This window comes from Ruegeria sp. R13_0 (genome assembly GCF_017743995.1).
Lineage (GTDB): Bacteria > Pseudomonadota > Alphaproteobacteria > Rhodobacterales > Rhodobacteraceae > Ruegeria.
Genome location: NZ_JAGHRB010000003.1, coordinates 50,220 through 68,792, shown reverse-complemented (window position 1 = coordinate 68,792; position 18,573 = coordinate 50,220). Strand labels below are relative to the sequence as shown.

The 18,573-nt window shown below is 59.1% G+C and carries 19 protein-coding genes; 10 read left to right on the top strand and 9 right to left on the bottom strand.

The window, feature by feature from the left end; translation table 11 throughout:
* Positions 1–148: 148 nt before the first annotated feature.
* Positions 149–1,819 carry an adenylate/guanylate cyclase domain-containing protein gene (locus J7394_RS04700; protein ID WP_371811945.1) on the bottom strand — a complete coding sequence of 557 codons (1,671 nt, stop codon included), beginning with the start codon at positions 1,817–1,819 and terminating at the stop codon, positions 149–151.
* Between the two features lie 77 nt (positions 1,820–1,896).
* Positions 1,897–2,838, bottom strand: a complete 942-nt coding sequence (gene trxB, locus J7394_RS04695; RefSeq protein WP_170460512.1) for a thioredoxin-disulfide reductase — start codon at positions 2,836–2,838, stop codon at positions 1,897–1,899.
* Positions 2,839–3,063: 225 nt separating this feature from the next.
* Here trxB and J7394_RS04690 point away from each other — a divergent pair, with 225 nt between their 5' ends.
* Positions 3,064–3,564 (top strand): Lrp/AsnC family transcriptional regulator, encoded by a 501-nt coding sequence (locus tag J7394_RS04690; protein WP_209251319.1) that lies wholly within the window; start codon positions 3,064–3,066, stop codon positions 3,562–3,564.
* 117 nt (positions 3,565–3,681) lie between these two features.
* On the opposite strand, the gene J7394_RS04685 is transcribed toward J7394_RS04690, so the two are convergent.
* The 5 genes from J7394_RS04685 to lgt form a co-directional block, all read right to left on the bottom strand.
* Positions 3,682–4,464, bottom strand: coding sequence for a Hint domain-containing protein (locus J7394_RS04685; RefSeq protein ID WP_209251318.1), 783 nt, complete (start codon positions 4,462–4,464; stop codon positions 3,682–3,684).
* Between the two features lie 325 nt (positions 4,465–4,789).
* Positions 4,790–4,918 carry a hypothetical protein gene (locus J7394_RS23020; protein ID WP_256439789.1) on the bottom strand — a complete coding sequence of 43 codons (129 nt, stop codon included), beginning with the start codon at positions 4,916–4,918 and terminating at the stop codon, positions 4,790–4,792.
* Between the two features lie 273 nt (positions 4,919–5,191).
* Positions 5,192–5,950 (bottom strand): peptidoglycan editing factor PgeF, encoded by a 759-nt coding sequence (pgeF, locus tag J7394_RS04680; RefSeq protein WP_170374677.1) that lies wholly within the window; start codon positions 5,948–5,950, stop codon positions 5,192–5,194.
* Positions 5,947–7,014: a class I SAM-dependent methyltransferase gene (locus J7394_RS04675; protein ID WP_209251317.1), complete on the bottom strand. Its 1,068-nt coding sequence runs from the start codon at positions 7,012–7,014 to the stop codon at positions 5,947–5,949. The genes pgeF and J7394_RS04675 overlap by 4 nt, the downstream gene beginning before the upstream one ends.
* Positions 7,011–7,898 carry a prolipoprotein diacylglyceryl transferase gene (gene lgt, locus J7394_RS04670; RefSeq protein WP_209251316.1) on the bottom strand — a complete coding sequence of 296 codons (888 nt, stop codon included), beginning with the start codon at positions 7,896–7,898 and terminating at the stop codon, positions 7,011–7,013. Before lgt ends, J7394_RS04675 begins: the two co-directional genes overlap by 4 nt.
* 97 nt (positions 7,899–7,995) lie before the next feature.
* On the opposite strand from lgt, the gene J7394_RS04665 reads away from it, so the two are divergent.
* The 5 genes from J7394_RS04665 to J7394_RS04645 all read left to right on the top strand — a co-directional run bounded on the left by J7394_RS04665 (position 7,996) and on the right by J7394_RS04645 (position 11,204).
* Entirely contained in the window at positions 7,996–8,244 is a 249-nt protein-coding gene (locus J7394_RS04665) for an accessory factor UbiK family protein (RefSeq protein ID WP_209251315.1), read from the top strand.
* A gap of 324 nt (positions 8,245–8,568) precedes the next feature.
* Positions 8,569–9,069, top strand: coding sequence for a YbjN domain-containing protein (locus J7394_RS04660; RefSeq protein WP_170468281.1), 501 nt, complete (start codon positions 8,569–8,571; stop codon positions 9,067–9,069).
* Positions 9,070–9,107: 38 nt separating this feature from the next.
* Entirely contained in the window at positions 9,108–9,923 is an 816-nt protein-coding gene (gene proC, locus J7394_RS04655) for a pyrroline-5-carboxylate reductase (RefSeq protein WP_170460524.1), read from the top strand.
* Entirely contained in the window at positions 9,916–10,254 is a 339-nt protein-coding gene (locus J7394_RS04650) for a tRNA-binding protein (protein ID WP_170492266.1), read from the top strand. Before proC ends, J7394_RS04650 begins: the two co-directional genes overlap by 8 nt.
* Positions 10,254–11,204 (top strand): D-glycerate dehydrogenase, encoded by a 951-nt coding sequence (locus J7394_RS04645; protein ID WP_209251314.1) that lies wholly within the window; start codon positions 10,254–10,256, stop codon positions 11,202–11,204. The genes J7394_RS04650 and J7394_RS04645 overlap by 1 nt, the downstream gene beginning before the upstream one ends.
* On the opposite strand, the gene J7394_RS04640 is transcribed toward J7394_RS04645, so the two are convergent.
* Positions 11,201–11,779: a thymidine kinase gene (locus tag J7394_RS04640; protein WP_209251313.1), complete on the bottom strand. Its 579-nt coding sequence runs from the start codon at positions 11,777–11,779 to the stop codon at positions 11,201–11,203. The two genes, J7394_RS04645 and J7394_RS04640, sit on opposite strands and share 4 nt — an antisense overlap.
* Before the next feature lie 358 nt (positions 11,780–12,137).
* On the opposite strand from J7394_RS04640, the gene J7394_RS04635 reads away from it, so the two are divergent.
* A complete protein-coding gene (locus J7394_RS04635) occupies positions 12,138–12,599 on the top strand; it encodes a hypothetical protein (protein ID WP_170374695.1) in 462 nt (153 codons plus the stop codon).
* 75 nt (positions 12,600–12,674) lie between these two features.
* Here the strand turns inward: J7394_RS04635 and J7394_RS04630 are convergent, their stop codons facing one another.
* Complete coding sequence (locus tag J7394_RS04630) at positions 12,675–13,799, bottom strand: beta-ketoacyl-ACP synthase III (protein ID WP_209251312.1); 1,125 nt, start codon at positions 13,797–13,799, stop codon at positions 12,675–12,677.
* A gap of 168 nt (positions 13,800–13,967) precedes the next feature.
* Between J7394_RS04630 and J7394_RS04625 the strand changes: the two genes are divergently transcribed.
* Genes J7394_RS04625 through J7394_RS04615 form a run of 3 tightly spaced genes read left to right on the top strand, consistent with a single transcriptional unit; the run spans position 13,968 to position 18,522 of the window.
* Positions 13,968–14,435: a MarR family winged helix-turn-helix transcriptional regulator gene (locus J7394_RS04625; RefSeq protein ID WP_209251311.1), complete on the top strand. Its 468-nt coding sequence runs from the start codon at positions 13,968–13,970 to the stop codon at positions 14,433–14,435.
* The gene (locus tag J7394_RS04620) at positions 14,432–15,469 is read left to right on the top strand and encodes an efflux RND transporter periplasmic adaptor subunit (RefSeq protein WP_209251310.1); all 1,038 of its coding nucleotides are present in this window, start codon (positions 14,432–14,434) and stop codon (positions 15,467–15,469) included. The genes J7394_RS04625 and J7394_RS04620 overlap by 4 nt, the downstream gene beginning before the upstream one ends.
* Before the next feature lie 11 nt (positions 15,470–15,480).
* The gene (locus tag J7394_RS04615; RefSeq protein WP_209251309.1) at positions 15,481–18,522 is read left to right on the top strand and encodes an efflux RND transporter permease subunit; all 3,042 of its coding nucleotides are present in this window, start codon (positions 15,481–15,483) and stop codon (positions 18,520–18,522) included.
* Positions 18,523–18,573: the final 51 nt, after the last annotated feature.

The window sequence follows — 18,573 nt, the reverse complement described above, 5'->3', positions numbered from 1 at the left end:
AGTCCACAGGGTCAGATAAAACTAAGGAGGATATGAGCGGTTTTTCTTGTGATTGGAAGAATTTTTCCAATTCGGCGGAAAACGGGCGATCAAAGTTCTGGCAATCTAGCGCAAATGTGCCACAGTAAGTATGCGTGTTCCTGTTGTATCAGGCCTGTTCCAGTTCCGAGGCGCGGGGCACCGGCAGGGCTGGAACGGGCTCGGATACGCCGCGCAAATTGAAGGGCTGAATACGATCGTCCGAGATATCCATCTCGGCGGCCTGTAGCAGCTTGGCCGACACCAGCAGCTCAACCCCCAGCGGTTTTGTTTCAGCCTCAAGCCGGCTGGCGACGTTCACCGCGTCCCCGATGATGGTTTGCGCGGCATGGCCGGCCGCGCCAATTTCCCCAAGCACCAGATCGCCCAGATGCAGCCCCATGCCAATGCGGATATGCGGGCTGTCTTCGGATGAGAGCTGCCGGTTGAACTGTTCCAGCGCATGGCTGATCTCAATAGCGGCTTTCAGACCGGCGCGGGCGGATTGCTGGGGGTCGGGTTTGTCAAAGACGGCCAGCAACCCATCCCCCATATATTTGTCAACGACCCCGCCTTGAGAGATGATCGAAGGCACAATCGCGTCAAAGAACCGGTTTAATAGGAAGACGATGTCATAGGGCAGTTGCCCCGCAGTGCGGGCGGTAAAGCCGCGCATGTCCAGAAACAGAACGGCCAACTGACGTTCCTGCCCCTGACTGGCATGGGCCCGGTCGTGCTTGCCGTCGGGGCGGAAAACCCGAAAGACCTTGACCGGCTCGGTCGGGCGCATCTGACAGGCCAGGCGCGTCTGGGCCGAGGCCCCAACAGCGGCCAGACTGCGGGCTTCGATCTCGCTGGGCGGGGGTAGGTGATCTCCGCCATCCTCAACGATCACGCGGCAGGTTGTGCAGCGACCCTTGCCGCCACACAGGGCGGCATGCGGGATACCATTAGCCTGCGACATCTCAAGAAGGGTCATACCCTTCTCGGCAAAAACCTCGGGGCCACGGGCATAAGTCACCTGTACAGAGTGCCGACGACGCCACAGCTTGCGGCCAAGATAGAAGGCCGCCGTGGCCCCGAGCGCGGCCCAAAAACCCGTCATGGCGTTGTCTTCGACGCGGAACATGGCCTCAAAGGCCTCGGCCGAGGGCCAGTTATAGTGTTCGATATACTGTGCGCGCAGGAAGTCATCGGCAAAATCGGCCCAAATCCGGCGCCCCTCGGTCAGGACACCAGCCAGGGCGAAACAGGGCACAAAGACCGCAATACCGATCAGGTAGGGCAGGGTCTTGCCCCACCACCGGGTCAGCCGCAGCCACATGTGCAACCCGATGCAGCCATGTACCCACACGATCAGCAACAGCAGGCTTTGCATCCAAATCGCAGAGCTTGGCCACATCAGGATGATGATGTAGCCCATTTCGTCATTCACGTCGTAGATCTCATGCGCGTATCGCGTGTGAATGATATGGACGATCAGCTGGATCGGGATCAGCAGCCCCAGCACGATTTGCAGGGCTGAGCTGAACGGCATGCGCAAAGTCCGTCGTTGTATGATTGACGTTAGCGCAAGGCCCGAATGCACGATCAGCGCAAGGTAGAGAAGCGCGCTCATGGCGTCGTGGCGGGTTACGGCCTTTCGACCATCTTGCATGCCATGCAGATAGTCGGTGTGAAACAGGCCCAGGCCAATGTTCAGAAAGTGGAAGAAGGCAAAGACAAAAAGGACCAGCCCGCTGCCGATTCTAAGCCGGGTTGACCACCCGCCACGCCAAAGAGCGTTGTCCGTTGTGACCACGCGCGACCCTCATGTTTTGCACCAGTGTGAGGCCGCGCGGGGATAGGGTCAAGCCGGTCTGGCTTGACCCTGTGCCCTTAGTCCTGTTCGGCCAGAAAGCGTTCGGCGTCCAGGGCGGCCATGCAGCCCATCCCTGCGCTGGTGACGGCCTGACGGTAGATGTGATCTGTCAGGTCACCGGCTGCGAAAACGCCCGGAACCGAGGTCTCTGTCGATCCCGGTTTGGTGACGACGTAGCCACCCATATGGGTTTCCAGCGTGTCCTTGACCAATTCATTGGCCGGGGCATGGCCGATGGCGACAAAAACGCCCTTGCACGGGATCTCAGAGATTTCGCCCGTTTTCACGTTCTTGACGCGCACGCCTTCGACACCCAAAGGCGCGTCAGTCCCGATGACTTCGTCCAGTTCGTGGAACCAGAGAGGCTCAATCTTTTCATTCTTCATAAGGCGATCCTGCAGGATCTTTTCCGCCCGCAACTCGTCGCGGCGGTGGATCAGGGTCACCTTGCTGGCGAAATTGGTGAGGAATAGCGCTTCTTCCACGGCAGTGTTGCCGCCACCGATTACAACGATCTCTTGCCCGCGATAGAAGAACCCGTCGCAGGTCGCGCAGGCCGAGACGCCGAAGCCTTTGAATTTCTCTTCCGATGGCAGGCCAAGCCATTTGGCCCGCGCACCGGTCGCCAGAATGACCGCGTCAGCGGTGTAAACCGTGCCGCTATCCCCTTTTGCGGTGAAGGGACGTTTCGAGACGTCCAGATCGCTTATGATGTCGCCGATGACCTCACAGCCCATCGCCTTGGCGTGGTCCTGCATGCGGACCATCAGGTCGGGGCCTTGTACCTCGGTATCGCCGGGCCAGTTTTCGACCTCGGTGGTGGTCGTCAGCTGGCCGCCGGGCTCGATCCCTTGCACCAGAATGGGTTCCAGCATCGCGCGGCTTGCATAAACCCCGGCTGTATAGCCTGCGGGCCCTGACCCGATGATCAGAACCTTGGTGTGTCGTGTGTCGGCCATGGTACCCCCGCTCGAACTGCATGAATTGGGCCTTTTGCCCGTCGCAAGGATATAGCGATGGGCGGGCAGGGCTTAAAGCCCCTTCATGAAGGGAAGCTGATATGCCTTGACGGTATGGCCCTGCGCAAATGAGCGATTTGAAAACAAAGAAAATTGCGCAGCAACGAAACATTATTGCGCGTGGGCTGGGTGCTGATATAAGAACCGAAAAATCAGGAGCGTTTTATGGTCACGACCCGGCTGGATGAAATTGATCGCAAGATTCTGGCGGAATTGCAGGCGGACGGTCGCATGACCAATGTGGAACTGGCCAAAAGGGTCGGTATCTCGGCCCCTCCGTGCCTGCGCCGCGTGCGCACGTTGGAGGAATCGGGTTATATCACCGGTTACCACGCCGAAGTGAACGCCCGCGAACTTGGGTTCGAGGTTCAGGTCTTTGCGATGGTTGGATTGGACAGCCAGGCGGAATCGGAACTCAGCGCGTTCGAGGCGCAATGCGGAAAATGGCCGTTGGTGCGTGAGTGCCACATGCTGAACGGCGAGGTTGACTTCATCCTGAAATGCGTCGCGCCCGACCTCAGCAGTTTTCAGCAGTTCCTGACCGGAGAATTACTGACCACGCCAAACGTGGCCAGCGTCAAGACATCGCTTGTTATCCGCGGCGCAAAAGACGACCCAGGCGTCCCGTTCGATGTGTTGGAAGACCGAATGAACCGCTCGGCGTAAACCACATCCGTCGTGTTTCTGTCGGGCAGGGTGGCAGCATAGCCACCACCGCCAGGGTCAAAGCCCATCCTATCAAAATCTGCATAAAGCCCCCACTCTGCAGTACTCTTTAACACGTCACGCCGATATCGCGTCGATCTCGCCGTCTCCGGCGCGTGGCATAAGCAACGGGCCAAAATCGTTCAACGATTCGATATGCGCGAACAGGTTCAGATAGATCGACCGCAACGAATGGCTGATCATGCGAACCGCATTAGCACCTGGATGATAGGTTTCAAAGGGCAGGCCGTCTACACGGATGACGGAGTGTTTTTTCAGGCAAATGTGAAACAATTCTACCGGAGTTGGCGGCATTGTTTCCACAACGCCCATTCCGTCCTGAAATTCAGCCACAGGAGCCAGAATCGGTGACCCACCATGCAGGTGCCGCAAATGGGCTGGCGTGCCAAGCAGGCGCGCGGCAGGTCCTGCGATCACACCGGACATCGGTTTCTGCATACCAAACGTATCGGCCATTATGCGGGTCAACGGACGGGTGCGCCCGCGCGAATCCTCGCGGCCCGGTATCAGCGTCACAGAGCCTTTCCACAAAACGGTCTCGGAGGTTCCGTCCTGCGTCAGTACTGTGTCGCCGGGCAGCAGATCCTCGATCGCCATGGGCCCCTGTTCGGTTTCCACAAGCGACCCCCGTGAGAAGGCGCAAAAGGCGTCCTCGAACATCGGCAGGGCCGGTGCGATATGCCGGGTTTGCGCGATGTCTCCGTTTCTGAGCAGGGCGCTCACTTCGTAACGGCGCAGCTGAGCTTTCTGTTTTGTCGTCGGCCGTGGAGTGTCGCGGAGCAATGCCGAGGTTTCGACAGCATTTCTGGCAGCAATGGCCAGTGATTTTGGAATAGTCATTAATATTCCGTTCCTTTTAGAACCGGATCAGACGGGGCATACCCCCATGCAGGCCCATCTGTCGGTTCGGTTCTTTGTCTTGAAATAAATGGGTAACCCCTGGGCACCGGCGATGGCCGCAGCGCACAGCGAAGCAATTTCGCATTCCATTGGTCAATCCATTGACCCCCCAGACAAACTCGTACAGCGCGGGCGAAAATGCCCGCAAACACGCTCCGAACTCAGGATGCAGTTTTCGTTGCATCCCCCGCACACCGGACCGGAGCACTACCCGGTGCGCGTTGACCAAATGGAACCGGCAGCTTGGTTCCGTTGGCTTTCTGTTTCAGCGTCGCGTCGCGAGACGGCGTGCAACCCTGACAGAATGGCTTGAAACTCGCTTCCACGGCATGTCCAGTTTCGGATCCTGTGCGGCCTGAATGACCGCGCTGAGAAAGCGAGATTTCTGTTTCATTTTCTGGTCCTGCTCGATCGGAGGTCTGAGCCTCATTCCGTGTGTGTAGACTTAGCGTGCCGCGTGTTTGCGGCAGGGATAAGGCTTAACCGGGATCAAAAACGGACAAAAAATATAGGTTGGCGGTTCCTCTGTTTGAGGTGCCAGCATTCATTTGTCGGCAAAGACAGATAACCTTCTGAGTACTGGCACAAAATTCACTACGATTCTGTGTCAGATAAACACAATAAATGTGGCGGAAAGGTGGCGATTTTGCCTTAATTGAGGCCTAATCTACAATCTGATCGCCGATATCAACCGCCCGTAATCCGCCTCTTTGGCGTGTGTTGTCCGGCGGTATGAATAAAAGCGATCCGGATCGGAATACGTGCAATGCCGGGTCCATTCTGCCTGCCCAACACCTGCTTGGCGCAGTTTATGTAGGCCAAAGGCGGGCAGGTCGAATTGCATCCGGTCGTCGGTGCCATTGGCGAAGAATCGGCTATTTTCCGAGGATTCCGCCATGAACGCATCCAGAAACTCGGGGCCGACCTCATAGGCTGCCTGCGAAATGGATGGCCCGATCACGGCACGCGTGTTTTCGCGCGTGGCTCCCAGTGCCTCCATCGCGTCCAATGTGGCCTCTAGTACTCCGTCCAAGGCTCCGCGCCAGCCAGCATGGGCGGCGCCGATCACGTTCGCGTCAGGGTCGCAGAAAAGCACAGGCTGGCAATCCGCGGTCAGAATTGTCAGGGCCAACCCGGGCGTGGCGGTCACGAGCGCATCCGCCTTAGGTTTGTCACCCGTAAGGGGCGCATCCACCGTCAACACATCGGGCGAATGCACCTGATGAATACCAACCAGCGCCTCGGGCGTGACATCCATCGCGTCAGCAACTCGTCGGCGATTCAGGGCGACGATCTCTGTCTGATCGGATGAGCCATAACCGCAGTTCAATCCAGCGAAGACACCCGAGGATGCACCGCCTCTACGGCTGAAAAAGCCGTGTTTTACGGGGGCCAGCATATCCGACGTAAGAATTTCCAAAGTCATGGTTCCAGTCCCGGTGGAGGCGCAGCTTGGGGCGGGTAGAGGCCCAGCACTTTGAACAGATTTCCCATTTCATCTGGATGCGTCAACCGGCGATGTGCGGCCACCAGTTCATCAAGCTTGGAGCCGCCTATACCCTTGGCCAGAGCCTGTGCACGGGCGGTGATTCCCAGACGTTCCAGAAAAATGCCCTGTGGTGTCAGGCGGGTATGGGCGCAACCTGCGGCCTTTGCTGCGTGCGCCAGGGGCTCGAAATCCACATGCGCGGTCAGGTCGGCTTGGCCGGGGGCGTGCAGAGGGTCCACACGCTCATGCGCCTTTAGGGCCTGAAGCGTATCGCCAAGCGAGCGCCAGTCACCATAGTCCACGATCAGCGCAGCCCCACCGTTCTGCGCGATTCGGCTGGCGAGGATGGTTAGAATCGGAATGGCAGGTGCGCAGAGTTCAACGAGATCCCCGTCTCGCGTATCGGACAGCCGGTCCTGTAGCGCCGTTTGCGGTGCGGCGGGGCCAAGGCCAAAGGTAAGCGCGCCATCGGCCTCTCCGATCAGTCGTTCGCACCAAGCGGTGCCGTCGCGCAGGAACTGACGGATGGGCAGGGCGTCAAAGAACTCATTCGCCACCAGAAACATCGGCAAGTCCGGCAGTTCCGCCACATCGCTGATCCACTGCGGGTTGTGATCTTTCAAAGTTGCCTTTTGCGCGTCTCGGAGCGTTTGTGAGGCCTCCATTAGAACAACCTTGGCCGCCGCATGAAAACCGGGAACCGAGCGGGTCGCCCGCAGGATATCCGCCATCAGCGTGCCGCGACCCGGTCCAAGTTCGGCCAGTGCAAACGTTGATGGCTGCCCCTGATCCATCCAGCTTTGCGCCAGTGATAGGCCGATCAACTCGCCGAACATCTGACTGATTTCAGGCGCAGTGATAAAATCTCCCTGCGCACCGAATGGATCGCGCGTGGAATAGTAGCCCCAAGTTGGGTGTAGCAGGCATTCGGTCATGTAATCGGCCAGCGTCATCGGGCCGTCTTGCCGCATTCGGGCGATCAGAAGTTCGTGCAGGCTCATGCCGTTCGCCGGGCGCGCAGGGCGAACCATAGCCCAAGAGCAATCATCGGCAGGGACAGGATTTGCCCCATTGTCAGGCCGTAGCCGCCGATATGCCACGCCAGCCCAAGTGGGTTACCGGGCGAGATGAACTGCGCGTCGGGTTGACGGACGAACTCGACCACGAAGCGGGACGCCCCGTAGCCTGCGAGAAAAACGCCCATGATCAGGCCGGGTTTTCGGAACGCGCCGCGCCGATAGACCAGCCACAGAAGGACTGCGCCCAATAAGACACCCTCAAGCGCGGCTTCGTATAGCTGCGAGGGGTGACGGGCACACATACCGGCCACGACGCCGGGGCAGTCCTGCGCCGCGAAGCCGGGAAAGATCACGGCCCAGGGCAGCTCGCTTGGTCGGCCCCAAAGCTCGGCGTTGATGAAATTGGCAAGCCGTCCCAGCAACAGGCCGGGCGGGACGGTATAGGCTACCAGATCGCCCAACGACAGGGTCGGAATGTTGTGACGGCGTCCATAGAGGTATGAGGCGACGATCACCCCAAGCAGCCCGCCGTGAAAGGCCATCCCCCCTTGCCAGACCTTCAGGATATCTGCCGGGTGCGACAAGTAGTAGGCCGGTTGATAGAACAGCACAAAACCCAGCCGCCCACCGAGAATGACGCCGATGATGATCCAGGTCAGCAGGTCGTCCAACTGTTCGGGCTTCATGGGTGGCGTCTCATTGCGCCACAGAGCAGGACGCCGCAGGGCCATCACGGCCAGACGCCAGGCAATCAAGATGCCGACAATATATGCCAGCGCGTACCACCTGAGCGCGAACTCCATCCCGAACAGTGAGATCGAGAACAGCTCGGGCGACAGATCGGGGAAATTCAGAACAGCCTGCATGTGCGTCTCATTGCCCGGGGTTTGCAGGGCAAGTCAACCTTGAGCCTGCGCCATTCCTTCCCCATATAGGGAACAACCGCGATTTCGGAGAAAAGCCATGCAAACCCGCAACAAGATCCTCGACGATGTTTCCCAGCTGATGACCAACGCCATGGGTGTGGCGCAGGGCGCACGCGAAGAGGCCGAGAATGCGATGAAGTCGATGATCGACCGTTGGCTGGCCGAGCGCGATTTCGTCACGCGTGAAGAATTCGACGCCGTACGCGCCATGGCCCAGAAGGCCCGCGAAGAGAACGCCGCGCTTGAGGCGCGCATCGCCGCACTTGAGGCGAAACTGGACAAGTAACGCGCATATCCAGTTTTGAAGACCCAAATTTTGAAGGCAAGATTAGCGCCGCGCAATCCAAGGTCGGGTTGTGCGGTGTTGTGTATCATGCCGCCTTGCAGAAATTAATCAAGACAAAGCTGCATAAGACGCCAATATTTTGATCGTCGTTGCCAACTGTCCACAACTTATTGCTGTTATCCCCAAGAAATGGGGTTGCCAGACACCCTCTTGCGGCGCACCATATTTGGTACAGGCCTACGGGGGAAGCCCGGCTTGTAGAGCAGGCAACTAGCGCTGGGGCGCTGCCAGCCCCGAAATGCTAGAGAGTAGTGAGGTGGCATTATGGCCCTTTCCGAGCAGTTTCTCGAAGAAGACCTTCATCCAATCGATATTGTTGAACATCTGGCCGAACATCACGACTGGGATTTTGACCGCATCGGCGACGATCAGATCGCCATGGCTGTCGAAGGGCAGTGGCGGACGTATTCGATCACGCTGGCCTGGTCCAACTATGACGAAACGCTGCGCATGGTTTGCTCGTTCGAGATGGAGCCTCCGGCGGAGCGTGAGAGTGAGCTGTATGAGCTGCTCAACAAGATGAATGATCAGTGCTGGGCGGGCGCATTCACCTATTGGGCGAACCAGAAGCTTATGGTCTATCGCTACGGCCTGGTTCTGGCCGGTGGTCAGACCGCAAGCCCTGATCAGATCGACACGATGATCAACGCCGCGGTGTTGAGCGCCGAGCGCTACTACCCGGCGATTCAGCTCGTCACCTGGGGCAATCGCGATCCGGAAGAAGCGATGCAAGTCGCCATTGCAGAGGCCTACGGCCGAGCGTAAACCTTTGCCCTGAACCGTTGAATAGGGGAGGGGCACAGATGGACATGTCGCGCGTGGCCGAGCAGGGCCTTGTGTTGTTGGGTTGCGGAAAGATGGGATCCGCGATGTTGGCGGGTTGGCTGGATCACGGCCTGCCCGCTGCTTCCGTTTGGGTGATTGATCCTTACCCCTCAGACTGGCTGAAAGCGCAGGGCGTCAACATCAACACGCCACTGCCCGAATCCCCCGCAGTCGTGTTGGTAGCCGTCAAACCGCAAATGATGGGCGAGGCTCTGCCTGCGATCCAGGCCCTCGGTGGAGGTGGCAGCCTGTTCGTATCCGTTGCGGCTGGCACCTCGATTGCCACGTTTGAGGACGTGCTGGGCGAAGGCACACCGATTGTACGGGCCATGCCGAACACACCGGCGGCGATCCGTCAGGGTATCACGGCGATGATCGGCAACGCACATGTATCCGGTGACGATTTGGACCTTGCGGAAAACCTGCTGTCTGCGATTGGCGAGACCGTGCGTCTGTCGGATGAGGCTCAGATAGATGCGGTCACCGGCGTCAGCGGTTCTGGCCCGGCCTATGTGTTCCACCTGATCGAAACGCTGGCCGCCGCAGGGCAGGCGCAGGGTTTGCCGCATGAGCTGGCCATGAAGCTGGCGAAATCCACGGTAGCCGGCGCCGGCGCCTTGGCCATGGCCGCCGAGGAAGACCCCTCGCAACTGCGGGTCAACGTGACCTCGCCCAATGGCACGACACAGGCCGCGCTAGAGGTTCTGATGCACGAAGCAGAGGGTTTCCCGAACCTGTTGCACCGGGCCGTCAAGGCCGCGACCGACCGTTCCAAGGAGTTGGGCCGTGAGTGAGATTTCCTTCGATGACTTCCTGAAGGTCGACATCCGCGTCGGTGAGGTCATCCGCGCCGAGCCCTATCCCGAAGCCCGCAAGCCCGCGATCAAGATGTGGATCGATTTCGGCGATGAGATTGGTGAGCGCAAGACCTCGGCCCAGATCACCGCGCATTACGATCCGTCGACACTGATCGGCAAGCAGGTGATGGCTGTGGTCAACTTCCCGCCACGCCAGATCGGGAAATTCATGTCCGAGGTTCTGGTCCTTGGTCTACCGGATGAAAACGGTGAGATCGTGCTGATCGGCCCGGATGGCAAAGTCCCCGTTGGCGGAAGGATGCACTGATGAAACTCTGGATCACACGCCCGATGACGCCGGCGGTCGAAGAGCGGGCAACCGCCGAGTTCGATGTTGAGATCCGCCCCGCAACCACCCCGCTGTCCGAGGATGAGATGGAGCGGGCCTTGCGGGACTATGACGTAGTTGTGCCCACTCTGGGCGACCTGTTCTCGGCCGAGATCTTCGCCAAAGTACCCGAGCCGCGCTGCAAGCTGTTGGCCAATTTCGGCGTCGGCTACAATCACATCAATGTCGAGGCCGCGCGCGCCTTGGGCATCGCCGTCACCAACACGCCCGGCGCGGTCACCGACGCGACCGCCGATATCGCCCTGACCTTGCTGCTCTCGACCGCGCGCCGCGCGGGTGAGGGGGAGCGTCTGGTGCGGGCTGACAACTGGCAGGGTTGGCATCCAACGCAGATGTTGGGGCATCACGTCACCGGCAAGCGGGTCGGCATCGTCGGCATGGGCCGCATCGGTCAGGCCATCGCGCGGCGCTGTCACTTCGGGTTCGGCATGCGGGTCGCGTACCAATCCCGCAGTGCCAAGCAGCTTGATTTTGAGGCCGAGTTCATCCCCGATCTCTCTGTACTTGCGGCCTCGGTCGATTTCCTGGTTCTGGCCGTTCCGGGCGGGGCTGAAACGCGCCATCTGATCAATGCCGCAGTGCTTGAGGCTATGAACCCCTCGGCCATTCTGGTGAACATCGCGCGGGGTGAAGTGGTGGACGAGGCCGCTCTGATCAGCGCGCTGCAAGCGGACCAAATCGCCGGGGCCGGGCTGGACGTCTACGAGTTCGAACCGGTCGTACCGCAGGCACTGCGCGAGATGCAGAACGTCACCCTGCTGCCGCATCTGGGCACCGCTACCGAAGAGGTTCGGACCGGCATGGGGCATATGGCTCTGGACAATGTGGCCGCCTTCGTCGCCGGGCGCGACCTGCCGAATCCCGTCTAGTCGCCGACTGCCTCGCGCCAGTGTTTACGGCAGAGCGAGACATAGGTCTCGTTCCCGCCGATCTGAACCTGAGCGCCCTCGGTGATGGCGCGGCCTTTCTCGTCCTGCCGAATCACCATCGTGGCTTTGCGTCCGCATTCGCAGATGGTGCGGACCTCGCGCATCTCATCGGCCAAGGCCAACAGGGCGGCTGAGCCGGGGAAGAGTTTGCCCTGGAAATCTACCCTTAAGCCATAAGTCAGCACCGGGAGCTTCAGGTCATCCACGGCGCGGGCCAGTTGCCAGACCTGATCCTCGGACAGGAACTGGGCCTCGTCCACAAAGACGCAGGCGATCTGATCGGCCTTCTGGCGCGTTTCGATCATGGCAAAAACGTCATCCTCCGGGCGGAAGGTATCCGCCTCTTCGGAAATACCGATACGCGAGGCGATCCGCCCCAAACCGGCACGCCCGTCCACGGCGGCGGTCATCAGATAGGTCTTCATGCCGCGCTCGCGGTAATTGTGCGAGGCCTGCAGCAATACGGTCGATTTGCCCGCATTCATGGTCGAGTAGTTGAAATACAGTTTTGCCATGCGGCGGGTCTAAAGCGCCGACGCCAATCGAACAAGCCATCAATCTATCAGGGGGAAGCGACGTCGCCGTTACCATTGCAGAGGCCGAGCAGATGCTCTTTGGGGATGGAACCTTGCACATGCAACAGCGACGCCATCGGTCAACATGTGACCAAAACGAAGTGAGGCTGAACAATATTGCCTCACGATTACTCATTACCGGCACTGAACGGCCGCCACTCACTCACAAAACCCTCGCATATCTGAGGGATAGTCAATTTATGGCATTTCAATTATGACTCGGTTATGGGAAATTTCCCTGTGCTTTCCCCCAAAACGGACAGAAGGGGCGGCGCGTGCAGGTAGCAAAGGTAGAACTATGGCAGATATCGGGGCCTATCTTAAGAAACACACCGAAGCCTTGGTGAAAGATGTCGGGATCGAAGCCGCGTGCGAGATCACGGGCAAATCCAAGGCAACGCTCGGCCGCTACTATTCGGATAATTCGGAACACGCGGATCGGTTCATGCCGGTTGACGCGGTGGCGCGGCTAGAGAATGCGGCCAACTATCCGCATGTGACCTCGGCACTGGCGGACCTGAAGAACATCACCCTGTCTTACGGGGATCGCAACACGGATTCTCCGCGTACAGGTGGTGTAAACGCGGATGTCATCGCCCTGAGCCAGCGGTTTGCCATGCTGATGACCGAGTATCAGGCGGCCATCGAAGACGGGATCATTACCGTCAACGAAGCCAAGCGCCTGCTGAAGGAAACCAGCCTTTTGCAGCAGGTTCTGATTGAGATGAAACTGCATCTCGAAGAGGAAAGCGTCAGTTAAGAGCTGTCGCGTTTGGGCGGTCGTTTTAAGAACGCGCTGATTGCCCCGCCACCTGGCGGCTGGTTCAATCCAGTATCAGGATTTCCGTTTCACGATAACGGACCCAACCGAATAGCCCGCTCCGAACGAGCAGATCAGCCCGATATCCCCATCCTCAAGATCGTCGGAGTATTTGGAGAAGGCGATAATCGATCCGGCCGAAGACGTGTTGGCATAGTCCTGCAGGATGTTGGGTTGCTCACCCGCTTCGGGCACGCGTCCAAGGACCTTCTTGCCGATGAAATCGTTCATGGTCTTGTTGGCCTGATGCAGCCACAGGCGTGTCAGGTCGTCGCTGCCGATGCCTTCGGCCTCCATGTGGTCGCTGATGTGTTGGCTGACCATGGGCAGGACTTCCTTGAAGACCTTGCGCCCGTTCTGCATGAACTGCATGTCGCGCCGGTCGATCATCCCATCAGGGCGCGAGCGGCGCAGAAAACCGTTATTGTTGCGGATATTGTTCGAGAAGCTGGTGGCGCAGCGGGTCGACAGGACCTCAAAATGCGGGCCTTGCGCGTCTTCGATGCGTTCGATCAAGGTGGCCGTGGCCACATCGCCGAAGATGAAATGGCAATCCCGGTCGCGCCATTCCAGATGGCCCGAGCAGATCTCGGGGTTCACCACCAATGCGGACCGAACCGAACCCGACCGCACCATATCCGCCGCCGCCTGAATGCCAAACGTGGCCGAGGAACAGGCGACATTCATGTCAAACCCAAAGCCATTGATGCCCAGAGCCTGCTGTATCTCGATCGCAATGGCCGGGTAGGCGCGTTCGTGGTTTGAGGCCGCGCAGATCACCAGATCGACATCTGCCGCTGTCCGACCAGCCTGCGCCAGAGCTTTGTTGCAGGCATCCACCGCCATTTCGGTCATGATCCCCGACTCGTCATCGCTGCGCTGGCGCAAAGCAGGGTACATTGTGTCGGGGTCCAACACGCCGGATTTATCCATCACATAGCGGTTTTCGATGCCTGACGCCTTGACGATGAACTCCTCGGAGGAATGCTGCATCGGTTCCATCTGTCCGGCTTCGATGGCCGCCGCGTTCTCTGCATTCACCTTGTCGGCATAGGCGTTGAAGGCCTGCACCAGCTCGGCATTGGTGATGACGTTTTCGGGCGTGAAAACGCCTGTACCGGTGATAGCAGGGATATACATGGCAAGTCCTGAACGTTTTGGGTTTGCTCAAAATGCAGTCACAGAGGCATTTGATCAAGTCTTGGTTACCCGAGGGAAACTAGGCCCGAGGATGATTCTCCGCTTCAGTTATTGAATAGTTCATAATTTGAAGTATATGACCCGCAACGACGTCTCGGAGTCTCTTCAATGTCAGACAGTATCAGCGACAGGCTTGGCCGCCTGAGCCCTGAAATTCAGGCCATCATGGGCGTCTATGCCCTTTACTGGAAACTCGAAGAGACCTTCGACACCATCGAAACAGACCTGAGCCACCCGGAATGCCATATGCTGATCAAGCTGGATGAACCCAAGCGAATGGGTGTTCTGGCAGCCGATATGCTCAGCGTGCCATCCACCATCACGGCCACTGCAGATGCTCTGGAACAAGCCGGCTATCTGGCACGCCAGCGCGATCCCAGCGATCGCCGCGCCTGGTTGCTGGTGCTGACCGAGCAAGGCAAGGGCGCGCGTGATATGCTTGTTTCAGCCGCCGGAGACCTGTTTCACAAGGCCTCTGGCCTGAACGCAGATGAAACAGCCGAGTTTGCCCGGATGGCAAGCAAGATTCGTGACAACGTACTGAAAACGGGAATTCCCGAGGGATTGAAGAAATGAAACAGCTGACTTCTTTGGGCCTTCTTTTGGCCGTTTTGGCGACGCCGCTTGTCGCGCAAGAGACCGCGAAACCGGTCAAATTGATGCAGGTACAGGAAACGGCGCCGGGCTTCACGCGCCAGTTCTTCGGTCGTGTTGCGGCGCGCCAGACCGTTGATCTGGCCTTTCAGGTTCCAGGGCAGATTGTTGAGATGCCCGTCACCGAAGGGTTCGTCATACCGAAAGACGGTCTGATTGCCCGTCTGGATCAGGAACCGTTCGAACTCAGGCTAGATCGCGCCCGGTTGCAAAAAGAACAGGCCGACCGCACGGTTGCGCGTCTGTCGCGGTTGCGCGGCACCACGGCCAGCCAGGTGGCGGTCGATGATGCCGACACCGAGGCGCAGCTGGCCGCGATTGCCCTGCGCGACGCGGAATACGAGCTGGAACACGCAACACTGACAGCCCCGTTCGACGCGCTCGTGTCAAGCCGCGCAGTTGAGGCCTTTACCACCGTCTCGGCGGGAACACCGATCGTGCGCATCCACGACATGTCGGAACTGCGGATCGAGGTGGACGTCCCCGAGATCCTGTTCCAACGCTCGGGTCAGCAGGATGACATCACAATCACGGCCAAATTTCCTGTCAGCGACGAAGTTTTCCCGCTGGAAATCCGTGAGTTCGACGCCGAGACCTCAAGCGTGGGACAAACTTTCCGCATTCAGTTCGGCCTGACCCCACCTGAGGGGCTGCAGATTCTGCCCGGCTCGTCCGTGTCGGTGAACGTGCATGTCCGGGATGGCCGCACGGGGATCGTTCTGCCGGCGTCAGCCATCGTCGCTGGCGCGGATGGCGCGCTGGGCGTGATGGTCTTTTCTCCGGCTGGCGCAGATGAGGGCACGGTACGCCTTGCACCCGTAACCATCGAACCAACGCAGACCGGAGAAGTCCGTGTTTTGACCGGCTTGTCAGACGGCGATGAGATTGTTGTCGCGGGTGGTTCGGCGTTGACGGACGGCCAGAGCGCGCGCCGTTTCACCGGCTTCTCGAACTAAGGGGCGGGCTGATGAGAATTGCGCGCGCATCTATCGACCGACCGCTTTACACGTGGCTGATCATCCTGATCGCCCTGTTTGGCGGCATATGGGGCTTCCTTTCCCTGGGCCGTCTGGAAGACCCGGCTTTTACAATCAAAAACGCGGTCATCGTCACGCAATACCCCGGTGCCACAGCCGAGCAGGTGGCGCTGGAAGTCTCTGAGCCTCTGGAATCGGCGATCCAGCAAATGGGCGAAGTGGATACGATCACCTCGTTGAATCAGCCGGGGCGGTCCTTAATCGAGGTTGAGATCAAATCCACCTATGACGGCAGCGAATTGCCCGCCATCTGGACCCGCCTGCGGGCCAAAGTGCGCGATGCGGCGCGGGGCCTGCCATCCGGCGTGAACCAGCCCTTCGTCAATGACGGTTTCGGCGACGTGTTCGGCTTGTTCTACGCCGTCACGGCCGAAGGGTTCTCGGACGCCGAAAAGCACGAATTGGCGACGTTTCTGCGGCGTGAGCTGTTAACGGTCGACGGCGTGGCCGATGTCGAGGTTCAGGGCTTGCCGCAAGAGGCGATCTTCATCGAACCGGATCTGTCCATCTCGGTGAACCAGAATGTCCCCATCCAAGCCATCAACGAGGCAATTGCCAACGCGGATTCGGTCAACTCCTCCGGCTCGGTTCGGTCCGAGAACGACCGCACCACCATTCTGACAGCCGAAGGCTCGGATAGTGTATCGGCTATCGCCGGATTATCGGTCGGCTCGCAAGGGCAGGTCATCAACCTGTTTGACATGTCCAACGTTTACCGCGCCCGTCAGACCGACCCGGATATCATGATCCGTTTCGATGGGACCGAGGCTTTTACGCTGGGCATTGCCGGGTTGGCCGCCGAGAACATCGTCGAAGTCGGCAAACGCGCGGATGCCAAATTTGCGGAACTGGATACGCAAATCCCTTTTGGCGTGGAAATTCTGCCCATCTACCAGCAGCATGTGGTGGTCGAGCAAGCCTCGAACGACTTTCTTGTGAACCTCGCCATGTCGGTGATCATCGTGGTCGCTGTTTTGGGCATTTTCATGGGATGGCGCGCCGCCATTGTGGTCGGGTCGACACTGCTGCTGACCGTGGTTGGCACGCTGCTGTTTATGGCGCTTTTCTCGATTGAGATGGAGCGCATTTCGCTGGGTGCCCTGATCATTGCGATGGGGATGTTGGTGGACAATGCCATCGTGGTGGCCGAGGGCATGCAGATCGCGATGCTGCGCGGCAAGTCCTCGCGCGATGCGGCGGATGAGGTGGCTTCAAAAACGCAGATCCCGCTACTGGGCGCGACTGTCATCGGCATCATGGCCTTTGCGGGCATCGGTCTCAGCCCCGACGCGACCGGAGAGTTTCTGTTCTCGCTCTTTGCAGTTATCGGGATCTCGTTGCTGCTCAGCTGGGTTCTGGCAATCACCGTAACCCCAATGTTGGCGCACTACTTCTTCAAGCAGGGAAAAGAGGGTGAGGTTGACGCCTATGGCAGCCTTCTGTTCCGCGTTTACGGCGCGATCCTGCGCTGGGCGTTGCGGTTCCGCTGGCTCGTTGTGGCCGGGCTGATCGCTGTGACGGTGGCCTGTTATGCGGGCTTTGGCCTGATGAAGCAGCAGTTCTTCCCGGACTCGAATACGCCGCTGTTCTTTGTCCACTACAAACTGCCTCAGGGCACCCCAATCTCGCGTACCTCTGCGGATATGGCCGTGGTTGAGGATTGGCTGGCGGAACGTGATGATGTGGTGTCTGTCACCACGTTTGTCGGGCAAGGCGCGACCCGTTTCATGCTGACCTACAGCGCGGAGGACCCGAACCCAAGCTACGGTCATATGATCATTAGGACGGAAACGCTCGAGGATATCCCAACGCTGCAGGCCGAGCTTGAAGCCTTTGGGGTGGCTCAGTTCCCTGAAAGCGAGTTTCGTACCAAACGTCTGGTTTTTGGTCCGGGTGGAGGCACCCCGATCCAAGCCCGCTTCTCGGGTAGCGACCCAGCCGTGCTGCGGCAGTTGGCGGACGAAGCGGTTCAACGTATGGCCGCTGCCACGCCGAACGCGCTGAACATCCATCATGACTGGCGCGAAAAAGAGCTGGCGGTGCAACCGATTTACGCAACCGAACGCGCGCAGACAGCCGGTGTTTCGCGTGAAGATATTGCGGCCACGCTGCAATTCTCGACCGATGGCATCACCGGAGGCGTCCTGCGTGAGCGCGACCGCCTGATCCCGATTATTCTGCGCCGCCCTGCAGAGGGTGACTATTCGATCGTCGATCAGGTCGTATATTCCGATCAGTCAGGCCAATTCGTGCCCATCGAGCAGATGGTGGATGGGTTCGAGTACCAGTTGCTCAACACCGAGGTCCACCGGCGCAACCGGGTGCTTACCATCACCGTTGGCGCAGATATCCCGCCGGATGTGACCGCAGCGCAGGTGCATTCCGAGCTGCGGGCAACGATCGAAGAGATGGATCTGCCACCCGGCTATCGTATGGAATGGGGTGGAGAGTTTGAAGACTCGGGCGATGCCCAGGAAAGCCTTGGCAGGCAATTGCCGCTGAGCCTGCTGATCATGGTGCTGATCTCGGTGTTGCTGTTCAATGCGATCCGCCAACCGGTGATCATCTGGCTGTTGGTGCCCATGTCCGTGAACGGCGTGGTGATCGGTTTGCTGGGCACCGGACTGCCGTTCACCTTTACGGCGCTACTAGGTCTGCTCAGCCTGTCGGGGATGCTGATCAAGAACGGCATCGTTCTGGTCGAAGAGATTGACCTGGTCCGCGCGACGGGCAAACCCCTGCAAGAGTCGATCATCGAAGCATCCGTCTCGCGTCTACGGCCGGTGATGCTGGCAGCGATTACAACGATCCTTGGGATGGCCCCACTGCTGACCGACGCGTTCTTTGTCTCGATGGCGGTCACCATCATGGGCGGGTTGGCTTTTGCCACGGTCCTGACCATGGTCGCGGCCCCGGTCTTCTACCTGCTGTTCTTCCAGCGAGATGAGAAACGGCAAGCGGTTGCTGCTTAAATGAAAAACCCCCGGTCAACGACCGGGGGTTTTGCTTTTTTCCTTGTGCTG

Excerpts from the sequence above, each read along its gene's own strand:
- trxB (WP_170460512.1), bottom strand. The coding sequence starts at position 2,838 with ATGGCCGACACACGACACACCAAGGTTCTGATCATCGGGTCAGGGCCC.
- J7394_RS04690 (WP_209251319.1), top strand. The coding sequence starts at position 3,064 with ATGGTCACGACCCGGCTGGATGAAATTGATCGCAAGATTCTGGCGGAA.
- J7394_RS04685 (WP_209251318.1), bottom strand. The coding sequence starts at position 4,464 with ATGACTATTCCAAAATCACTGGCCATTGCTGCCAGAAATGCTGTCGAA.
- J7394_RS23020 (WP_256439789.1), bottom strand. The coding sequence starts at position 4,918 with ATGAAACAGAAATCTCGCTTTCTCAGCGCGGTCATTCAGGCCGCACAG.
- pgeF (WP_170374677.1), bottom strand. The coding sequence starts at position 5,950 with ATGACTTTGGAAATTCTTACGTCGGATATGCTGGCCCCCGTAAAACAC.
- J7394_RS04675 (WP_209251317.1), bottom strand. The coding sequence starts at position 7,014 with ATGAGCCTGCACGAACTTCTGATCGCCCGAATGCGGCAAGACGGCCCG.
- lgt (WP_209251316.1), bottom strand. The coding sequence starts at position 7,898 with ATGCAGGCTGTTCTGAATTTCCCCGATCTGTCGCCCGAGCTGTTCTCG.
- J7394_RS04665 (WP_209251315.1), top strand. The coding sequence starts at position 7,996 with ATGCAAACCCGCAACAAGATCCTCGACGATGTTTCCCAGCTGATGACC.
- J7394_RS04660 (WP_170468281.1), top strand. The coding sequence starts at position 8,569 with ATGGCCCTTTCCGAGCAGTTTCTCGAAGAAGACCTTCATCCAATCGAT.
- proC (WP_170460524.1), top strand. The coding sequence starts at position 9,108 with ATGGACATGTCGCGCGTGGCCGAGCAGGGCCTTGTGTTGTTGGGTTGC.
- J7394_RS04645 (WP_209251314.1), top strand. The coding sequence starts at position 10,254 with ATGAAACTCTGGATCACACGCCCGATGACGCCGGCGGTCGAAGAGCGG.
- J7394_RS04640 (WP_209251313.1), bottom strand. The coding sequence starts at position 11,779 with ATGGCAAAACTGTATTTCAACTACTCGACCATGAATGCGGGCAAATCG.
- J7394_RS04635 (WP_170374695.1), top strand. The coding sequence starts at position 12,138 with ATGGCAGATATCGGGGCCTATCTTAAGAAACACACCGAAGCCTTGGTG.
- J7394_RS04630 (WP_209251312.1), bottom strand. The coding sequence starts at position 13,799 with ATGTATATCCCTGCTATCACCGGTACAGGCGTTTTCACGCCCGAAAAC.
- J7394_RS04625 (WP_209251311.1), top strand. The coding sequence starts at position 13,968 with ATGTCAGACAGTATCAGCGACAGGCTTGGCCGCCTGAGCCCTGAAATT.
- J7394_RS04620 (WP_209251310.1), top strand. The coding sequence starts at position 14,432 with ATGAAACAGCTGACTTCTTTGGGCCTTCTTTTGGCCGTTTTGGCGACG.
- J7394_RS04615 (WP_209251309.1), top strand. The coding sequence starts at position 15,481 with ATGAGAATTGCGCGCGCATCTATCGACCGACCGCTTTACACGTGGCTG.